Below are 1,194 nucleotides of genomic sequence, written 5' to 3'. Positions count from 1 at the left end.
TGTAACCTTCCCCGTTTTCAGACAATGATTAAATATAATTATTCTGTTTTACTTTTTCCAATCTATTACTTCCCTTAAACAACCAGGGGCTTTGCCCCGCTAAAGATTTGTGTGGATGATTTGCATTGTAATCGATCTGCCATTCATAAGCCATCGCGTTGACTTCCTGAATGGAACCAAACAAATAAGCATCCAGTACATCTTCTCTAAAAGTTCTGTTAAACCGTTCAATGTATGCGTTTTGTGAAGGTTTTCCAGGTTGGATATAACAAAGTTCTATACTGTGTTTTGAACAAAATGAAGTAAATGCTTTCGACAAAAACTCCGGACCATTATCTACTCGTATCTTCTTTGGTTTTTCCCGGTCTGAGAATAGCCGTTTAAGGGTATCTACCAGGCGTTCGGCAGGGATAGAGAATGCTGCTTCATTGATTAATGCTTCCCGATTGCAGTCATCGATTACATTCAAAACTCTGAACCTACGACCGTTTTCCAATGAATCACTCATAAAATCTACTGACCAGGTGTCATTAAGCATCGTAGGAATAATCAAAGGCTCTCTCACTCGTGAAGGAATCCTGCGTTTACGTTTACGACGCATTTTCAGGTTCAGTTTACGATAAACCCTCAAAACACGTTTACGATTCCATTTCAATCCTTGTAGACGGATCTTACCATAATAGGTCTCAAATCCACGTGTGGGATACTTCTCTGAAAGTTCGGATAGCTTCTCTATTAGTGCATCATCGTCCTTTTTACAAACGTAATAATACATGCTTCTCGTAAGACAGACGATACGACAAGCTCTGTTTACGCTGAGTGCTTGCTCTTTTAGGATTCCTTCCACAAGAGCTTTGCGTTCACAGAGCTTTAGAGCTTTTTTTCGATGATCTCTTTTAAGATTCGATGATCTAAACTCAAATCAGCAAACATCCGTTTTAAACGAGCGTTTTCTTCCTGGAGTGCTTTGAGTTCTTTCAGCTGCTGATTATCCATTCCACCATACTTACGTTTCCATTGGTAAAATGTGGGAACTGAAATTCCATGTTCTCGGCAAATATCCGTTGTTTTCTTACCGGCTTCGTATTCCTTTAAAATACTTACAATCTGAGCCTCTGTAAATCTCGATTTTTTCATAATTCTGACAATTTAAATCTATATTTTTAAACTGTCTGATTTTTAGGGAAGTTTACA

The 1,194-nt window shown here is 38.4% G+C and carries 2 protein-coding genes; both read right to left on the bottom strand.

Annotated elements, in window-relative coordinates; translation table 11 throughout:
- Positions 1-28: 28 nt before the first annotated feature.
- On the bottom strand, positions 29-847 hold the full coding sequence (locus FO442_RS18645) for an IS3 family transposase (protein WP_144334730.1): 819 nt from the start codon (positions 845-847) through the stop codon (positions 29-31).
- 23 nt (positions 848-870) lie between these two features.
- Positions 871-1,137, bottom strand: a complete 267-nt coding sequence (locus FO442_RS18640; protein ID WP_144334729.1) for a transposase — start codon at positions 1,135-1,137, stop codon at positions 871-873.
- Positions 1,138-1,194: the final 57 nt, after the last annotated feature.

Source organism: Fluviicola chungangensis, assembly GCF_007558725.1.
In the GTDB taxonomy this organism is placed as follows: Bacteria; Bacteroidota; Bacteroidia; order Flavobacteriales_D; family Crocinitomicaceae; genus Fluviicola; species Fluviicola chungangensis.
The sequence above is the reverse complement of the archived record's forward strand: the minus strand, read 5'-3'. Positions and strand labels throughout refer to the sequence as shown.

Coding starts and splice junctions, on each gene's coding strand:
- FO442_RS18640 (WP_144334729.1), bottom strand. CDS start 1,137: ATGAAAAAATCGAGATTTACAGAGGCTCAGATTGTAAGTATTTTAAAG.